At 73.5% G+C, this 7,168-nt stretch carries 6 protein-coding genes; 4 read left to right on the top strand and 2 right to left on the bottom strand.

The features are described from left to right. Positions 1–182: 182 nt before the first annotated feature. Positions 183–1,022, bottom strand: coding sequence for an IclR family transcriptional regulator (locus AC07CM_RS32665; protein WP_478880080.1), 840 nt, complete (start codon positions 1,020–1,022; stop codon positions 183–185). Between the two features lie 299 nt (positions 1,023–1,321). Between AC07CM_RS32665 and AC07CM_RS32660 the strand changes: the two genes are divergently transcribed. After that, positions 1,322–1,645, top strand: coding sequence for a bifunctional 3-phenylpropionate/cinnamic acid dioxygenase ferredoxin subunit (locus AC07CM_RS32660; protein WP_478880079.1), 324 nt, complete (start codon positions 1,322–1,324; stop codon positions 1,643–1,645). 103 nt (positions 1,646–1,748) lie between these two features. Next, entirely contained in the window at positions 1,749–2,930 is a 1,182-nt protein-coding gene (locus tag AC07CM_RS32655) for an NAD(P)/FAD-dependent oxidoreductase (RefSeq protein ID WP_478880078.1), read from the top strand. Between the two features lie 24 nt (positions 2,931–2,954). Here AC07CM_RS32655 and AC07CM_RS32650 read toward each other — a convergent pair whose 3' ends face one another. Continuing rightward, a complete protein-coding gene (locus tag AC07CM_RS32650) occupies positions 2,955–3,488 on the bottom strand; it encodes a hypothetical protein (RefSeq protein WP_478880174.1) in 534 nt (177 codons plus the stop codon). 420 nt (positions 3,489–3,908) lie between these two features. Here AC07CM_RS32650 and AC07CM_RS32645 point away from each other — a divergent pair, with 420 nt between their 5' ends. Both AC07CM_RS32645 and AC07CM_RS32640 read left to right on the top strand, forming a co-directional pair. Beyond that, entirely contained in the window at positions 3,909–6,734 is a 2,826-nt protein-coding gene (locus AC07CM_RS32645) for a nitrate- and nitrite sensing domain-containing protein (RefSeq protein WP_478880077.1), read from the top strand. Continuing rightward, entirely contained in the window at positions 6,731–7,165 is a 435-nt protein-coding gene (locus AC07CM_RS32640; RefSeq protein WP_478880076.1) for a roadblock/LC7 domain-containing protein, read from the top strand. The genes AC07CM_RS32645 and AC07CM_RS32640 overlap by 4 nt, the downstream gene beginning before the upstream one ends. The last annotated feature ends 3 nt before the right edge of the window (positions 7,166–7,168 follow it).

Below are 7,168 nucleotides of genomic sequence, written 5' to 3'. Positions count from 1 at the left end.
GGAGAAAGGGAAGGGGGGGGGGGGGCTGGGGAACGCGAGAGGAGAAACAGTGCACCCCGTGCTCCCGCGCACCCCGTCCGCTCCGCCCCTTTCCCCCCCCCCCCCCCCCCCCGCGACTCGCGCGCCGTGCCCACCCTTCGTCCGTCCGTGCCGGCCTCGCCGTCCGTCCGTCCCCCGCTCCGTCAGAAGCCGTAGCCCATACGGCGGGACAGCTCGGCGCCTGCCGCCACCGTCCGCTTCGCCACCTCCGGCAGCCTGTCCGGATTCAGCCGGTACACCGGCCCCGAGACGCTGATCGCCGCGATCACCTTGCCGTCGTGCGCGCGCACCGGCGCAGCGACGGCGGCGAGCCCCAGCTCCAGCTCCTCGATCGTCACGCCGTAGCCCTGCTCGACCACCGCCTCCAGCTCGGCTCGCAGCATCGTGGCGCCGGTGATCGTACGGTCCGTGAACCGCGGCAACGACCTGGCCAGCAGGCCCTCGCGCAGTGTGGGCGGCATGTGCGCGAGCAGCACCTTGCCACTGGAGGTGGCGTGCAGCGGGGTGCGTCTGCCCAGCCAGTTCTGAGCGGTCACCGACGCCGTGCCGCGGGCCTGCATGATGTTGACCGCCGCGTCGTCGTCGAGCACGGCGATGTTCACCGTCTCGCCCAGTTCGTCGGCGACCTCGCGGCAGACCGGCACGCCCTCCTGGGAGATGTCCAGCCGCACTGCCGCCGCCCCCGCCAGGCGCAGCACGCCGGCCCCCAGGTAGTACTTGCCGCGGTCCTTGGCCTGGGCCACCAGGCCCCGGTTCTCCAGGACGCCGAGCAGCCGGAACGCCGTGGACTTGTGCACGTCCAGCTCCTCGGCGATCTCGGTGACGCCCGCCTCGCCGTGCCGGGCGAGGATCTCCAGCACGCTCACGGCGCGGTCCACCGACTGCACCGCGCTGGCCGTTCCGCGGCCGCTCTGCCTCTCCGGGGTCCCTGGGTTCTCCGTGGTGTCCTCGCTGCGGTCAGACTGCTTCTGCGTGCGGCTCATGGCTCAACTCTCACCACCTGTGGGCCCGGTTCGGGCCGCATCTGCGGGAAGCCCTTGACGCGACGGTCGTCCCGCGCGGATTCTGTTGCGCATAGCGCTGGATCGTGCGCCATGCGAAACATCATGTTACCGAAGCGTCCGGATCCCGGAAGGGGGCCGGACCACCCGGACCCACGACGATCCGTCACTCCCGCACCGCCGCACCGCCCGGACCGGTGAAGGTCCGGACTTCTCCCTGCATCCCTACCGCCTGCATCGAGCAGGTCCGGACCGAGTGTCCCGGACCGAGAGGGGGGCCCGTGATTCCCGTCTGCCGCCTCGAAGACCTCCCCGAGGGGGAGTCCGTCCGCGTCGGGACCACGCCACCGATCGCCGTGTTCCGCACCGACGACGGCGAGCTGTACGCCATCGACGACACCTGCACCCATCAGGACGCCTCCCTCTCCGAGGGCTGGCTGGAGGGCTGCCTGGTCGAATGCCCGCTGCACGCCGCGTCCTTCGACCTGCGCACGGGCCGGCCGACCTGCCTCCCGGCCCGGCGCCCCGTCCGCACCCACCGTGTCACCGTCGACGAAGGCGTCGTCCACGTCCACCTCACCGCGGAGGAGGGCACGGCCGCATGAACACCGCCGCGGACCGGCCCACGGTCACTCCCGCCATGACACCCCGCACCCCCGCAGCCCGCCGCAGGCGCCGTTCCGCCCCCGACGCGAGGAGCCGCGCCGCATGAAGACCGTGACCGTCGTCGGCGCCTCCCTCTCCGGGCTCTACGCGGCCCGCGAACTGCGCGCCCAGGGCTTCGACGGCCGACTGGTGCTCGTCGGCGAGGAACCCCATCGCCCCTACGACCGCCCTCCTCTCTCCAAGGACTTCCTCACCGGCCGGGCCGACGAGGACCACCTCGCCCTCACCGACGCCGACGAGACCTCCCAACTCGACGCCGAGTGGCTGCTCGGCGTCCGCGCCCGTGGCATCGACGCCCGCGGCCGCACGGTGCTCCTCGACGACGGCCGCACGGTCTCCACCGACGGCGTCGTCATCGCCACCGGCGCCGCCGCCCGCCGACTGCCCGGCGACGGTCTCGCCGGAGTGCACACCCTGCGCACCCTGGACGACGCCCGGGCCCTGCGCGCCGACCTCACCCGGGGACCGCGCCGGATCGTGGTCATCGGCGGCGGCTTCATCGGCGCCGAGACCGCCTCCTCCTGCGCCGCGCTCGGCCACGCGGTCACGGTCCTCGAGGCCGCCACGCTCCCGCTGGTGCCCCAGCTCGGCGCAGAGATGGCCGCCGTGTGCGCCACGCTGCACCGCCGTGGCGGAGTGGACCTGGTCACCGGCACCGGCGTGGCCGCCCTGCGCGGAACCGCCACGGTCACGGGTGTCGACCTCACCGACGGCCGTACCCTGCCCGCCGACGTCGTGATCGTCGGCATCGGCGCCGCCCCCAACACCGCCTGGCTGGCGGGCTCGTCGCTCGCCCTGCACGACGGGGTGCTCTGCGACGACGGGTGTGTGACCGCCCTGCCGCAGGTCGTCGCGGTCGGCGACGTGGCCCGGGTCGGCGGCGTCCGGGCCGAGCACTGGACCTCCGCCACCGAACAGCCCCGCGTCGCCGTGACCAACCTGCTCGCCGGCCGCACCCTGGAGACCGTCCGCGCGGTGCCCTACTTCTGGTCCGACCAGTACGGCTCCCGCATCCAGTTCGCGGGCCGGCGCCGCGACGGCGACACCGTGCAGATCGCGGAGGGCGACGTCACCGACGACGGCCCGGCGGACGGCGGCTTCCTCGCGCGCTACGAACGGGACGGCCGCACGGTCGCCGTGCTCTCCGTCGACCGCCCCCGCCCCTTCATGCGCGCCCGGCGGGAACTCGGGCGGGAACAGCGGGCGGAGCCGGCCGTGCTGTGAGAACGGGTGCCGGCCGCCCGAAGGTCAGGAGTGCGACAACTGTCCGGCGCCGCCCCGTCGGCGTATCCGCTTCTGCTCCCGCAGGGCGGCCCGCTCCTGGCGCCGGAGGGAGCGGCGCTCGCGGCGCAGCGACCGGGCCGTGCTGCTCGGTTCGGAGACCACGCCGTACCGCTGCTTCCACACCTGGCGGGTCACCCAGACATCGACCACGGCCCAGGTGGCCACCACCGTGCCGACCACACTGCTGATCACCATCGGGAACGCCAACCAGGACCCGGCCATCGTGCACAGGAACGCCACCATGGCCTGAATCAGCGTCACCGCGATGATCAGTACCGCCCGAACCGCAGCCGTGCGCACCGGGTCGGGCATCCGGTACCGCCGCGCCGGCTCCTCGACCCACAACGGGCGGTGATACGCCCACTGTTGCCCGTCCGCGGACTCCCCGGCACGCCCACGCACCGGAATGTCGCGATCCGGCGCTTCCTGGCCCCGCCCTGCCGCCGAGCGCTCCGCCACGCTCTCCTCGGTCGCCACGCGCCGCTCCGCCGTGCCCATCACCGTGTCACTCCCCACCGCCAGCAGACCGCTCGCCCCGGTGTCCGAAGACCCCGTCTCCCCAGTGGCTGCCCGGCTTGCGCTGTTTTACGCCGCCGGGGTGCGGGATGCGGCTCCTGTGGCCGATTCCGCCCCCATTTCCCGTGGAGAAAGACGAACAACGGCCCTCGAAGATTCCCCACTTGCGAAAAATTCAAGCCAACCGGCTGCCGGTGCCGCTTCGGCCGGTCCCGGGGCAGGCACCCGTATCCCGGGCGCAATCTCCCGCAATGCCCGGACAACTCGCCATGTCTCGCCGCCGGTGCGGAAGTTCACCCTCCGGACATGTCTTCGAGTTATCTGTGGGGCGGTAGTAGGCTCGCGCCGTTTGCTGATGGACATGTCCACCCCCGTCCGGCGGGGGTCGAGCTGGGGGAGGCCATGCGCTTTCGCGGGAAGTCGATCCGCCGGAAGATCGTGGCGCTGCTTCTCGTGCCGCTGGTGTCCCTGACCGCCGTCTGGGGCTTCGCCACGGTGCTCACGGGACGTGAGGTCACCCGGCTCTTCCGTGTCACCGACGTCGTGCAGGACGTCGGCTATCCCACCGAGGACATCGTCCGCGTCCTGCAGCAGGAACGCCGCCAGACCCTCGTCTACCTCGCCGACCCGCGAGCGGCGGACGCCCTCTCGGCACTGCACCGGACCCGCAGCGCCACCGACCGGGCCGTCGCCAAGATCCGCGAGAACGCCGGGGACCACGACGTCCGCGACGCCATGGACGCGGGCGACAGCGAGCGCCTCACCACCGTCCTCGACGCCTTCGACGGCCTCGACCCCCTGCGCCGCAGCGTCGAGGAGCGCACGGTCAGCCGCGCTCAGGCCCTCGACCTCTACAACCGGCTCGTCGACCCCTGCTACAACCTGCTCGCCGCCCTCGACGGCATCGACGACGTCGAAATGGACGAGCAGGCCCGGGCCCTGGTCAACATCACCCGCGCCCGCGAGCTCCTCTCCCGCGAGGACGCCCTGCTCGGCTCCGCGCTGGTGGTCGGCAGGCTCTCCCGCGACGAGACCCGCGACATCTCCGACCTCGTCGCCCAGCGCACCCTCCTGTACGACATCAGCCTGCCGCTGCTGCCGACCTCGGAACGCGAGCGGTACGAACGCTTCTGGCGGAACGCCACCACCGCCCCGCTGCGCGTGGCCGAGCAGGCCGTCACCAACACCGGGTCCGGGACCCCGCGCGGGGTCACCGCCCAGAGCTGGGACTCCGCAGCGGCGAGCGTCCTCGACGAACTCGGCGATCTGGACGACCAGGCCGGCGATCGCTTCCAGGACCGCATGCGGCCCGTGGGCGTCGGCGTGATCGCGCAGGCGGCCGTCGCCGGCGTCCTCGGCCTCGTCGCTCTCCTGCTCTCCGTCGTCCTGTCCGTGCGGGTCGGCCGCGGTCTCATCCGCGACCTGCGGCAGCTGCGCCTCGAGGCGCACGAGGCGTCCGGGGTGCGGCTGCCGAGCGTGATGCGCCGCCTGTCGGCCGGTGAGCAGGTCGACGTCGAGACCGAGGTGCCACGGCTCGAGTACGACAGGAACGAGATCGGCGAGGTCGGCCAGGCCCTCAACACCCTGCAGCGCGCGGCCGTCGAGGCCGCCGTCAAGCAGGCCGAACTGCGGGCCGGCGTCTCCGAGGTCTTCGTCAACCTCGCCCGTCGCAGTCAGGTCCTGCTGCACAAGCAGCTCACCCTGCTCGACACCATGGAACGCCGGACCGAGGACACCGACGAACTCGCCGACCTCTTCCGCCTGGACCACCTCACCACCCGCATGCGCCGGCACGCCGAGGGCCTGGTGATCCTGTCCGGCGCCGCCCCGTCGCGGCAGTGGCGCCGCCCGGTGCAGCTGATGGACGTCGTCCGCGCCGCCGTCGCCGAGGTCGAGGACTACGAGCGCATCGAGGTCCGGCGCCTGCCCCGGGTCGCCGTCACCGGCCCGGCCGTCGCCGACGTCACCCACCTCGTGGCCGAACTCCTCGAGAACGCCACCGTCTTCTCGCCGCCGCACACGGCCGTCCAGGTCCTCGGCGAACGGGTCGCCAACGGCTTCACCCTGGAGATCCACGACCGGGGACTCGGCATGACGGCCGAGGCACTGCTGGACGCCAACCTCCGGCTCGCCGAGACCCCCGAGTTCGAACTCTCGGACACCGACCGGCTCGGCCTGTTCGTGGTCAGCCGCCTCGCCCAGCGCCAGAACGTCCGCGTCTCCCTGCAGCCGTCCCCGTACGGCGGCACCACCGCCGTCGTCTTCATCCCCGACGCGCTGCTGAGTGACGACGTCCCGGACACCAACGGCATCGGCTTCCGCCTCGACCGCGCCCGCCCCTCCAGGGAAGCCGAGCAGCCGGCGAGCCTCACCCCCGCCCGGTCGCAGGCCCCGGTGCAGCTGCCCGGTCTGCCACCTTCGCTGATGGACGGCCCGGTCGAGCTGGAGGCCTCCGTCGACCTCGACGCCCTCGGCGCCTTCCCCGGCGCCCTGAGCGACGAGGAGAGCGAGCGCGGCGGCCTGTTCCGTCACCGCCGCACCCGCGGCCGCGCCGACGAGCAGCCGGTGTCCCTGCCGGTCGAGCCCCACCAGCCGGGCGCCCAGCCCACCGACGACAGCCCGGCCGACCACAGCCACGGCGGTCCCGTGCCGCTGCCCCGGCGACAGACGCCGAAGCTGGTCAGCTCGCACGGCAGGCCCGTCACCGAGCAGCGGTCCCGCCGCGGCGACCCGGACGAGCAGCCCGCGGCCGGCCCGCGCCGGTCCGACACCGGCTCGCCCGCCCCCCTGCCCGCCCGCCGCCGCGGCGAGGCAGCCCGGCGCACCGGACTCGCAGGCCGCGTCGACGAGGGCACGGCCACCGCGGTCGGCGACGGGGACGAGACCTCCCGAGCACCGGCGCTGCCCAGGCGGACCCGGCCCCAGCAGGCCTTGTCCAGTGGCGGCCGGGGCGACGGCACCCCGCCCACCGGTGACGCGGCCCCCGGTCCCGGCACCGGGCCCCTGCCCCGGCGCGTACGGCAGGCCAACCTGGCCCCCCAGCTGAAGCAGGAAACCGAACGGCGCCCCGAACACGAGGCGCAGACCGCCGACCGCGACGCCGACGAGGTCCGCAACCGGATGGCCTCGCTCCAGCGCGGCTGGCAGCGCGGCCGACAGGAGAACGCCTCGGGCGAAGGGGCCCGGAACGGCACAGCACCAGGAACGACTAAGGGGGACGGTCGATGACCGCACCGAAGGCCACCGGCCACACGGAGACGAACAAGGGGGAGCTGAACTGGCTCCTGGACGACCTCGTCGACCGGGTCGCCAGCATCCGCAAGGCCGTCGTGCTCTCCGGCGACGGTCTGCCCACCGGTGTCTCCAAGGACCTGTCCCGCGAGGACAGCGAGCACCTGGCCGCGGTCGCGTCCGGCTTCCACAGCCTCGCCAAGGGCGTGGGCCGCCACTTCGAGGCCGGCAGCGTCCGGCAGACCGTGGTCGAGCTCGACGACGCCTTCCTGTTCGTCACGGCCGCCGGGGACGGCAGCTGCCTCGCCGTCCTGTCCGACGCCGACTCCGACGTCGGCCAGGTCGCCTACGAGATGACGCTCCTGGTCAAGCGGGTCGGCGTGCATCTGGGCGCCTCTCCGCGCACCGATCTGTCCGCAGGCGGGTAGTGG

The organism is Streptomyces sp. NPDC044061 (assembly GCF_056434305.1).
This window is presented reverse-complemented; position numbering and strand designations above follow the sequence as displayed.

What these genes read in the sequence shown, in the direction of transcription:
- AC07CM_RS32650 (WP_478880174.1), bottom strand. Translation starts at nt 3,488, where the DNA reads ATGGGCACGGCGGAGCGGCGCGTGGCGACCGAGGAGAGCGTGGCGGAG.
- AC07CM_RS32640 (WP_478880076.1), top strand. Translation starts at nt 6,731, where the DNA reads ATGACCGCACCGAAGGCCACCGGCCACACGGAGACGAACAAGGGGGAG.
- AC07CM_RS32655 (WP_478880078.1), top strand. Translation starts at nt 1,749, where the DNA reads ATGAAGACCGTGACCGTCGTCGGCGCCTCCCTCTCCGGGCTCTACGCG.
- AC07CM_RS32645 (WP_478880077.1), top strand. Translation starts at nt 3,909, where the DNA reads ATGCGCTTTCGCGGGAAGTCGATCCGCCGGAAGATCGTGGCGCTGCTT.
- AC07CM_RS32665 (WP_478880080.1), bottom strand. Translation starts at nt 1,022, where the DNA reads ATGAGCCGCACGCAGAAGCAGTCTGACCGCAGCGAGGACACCACGGAG.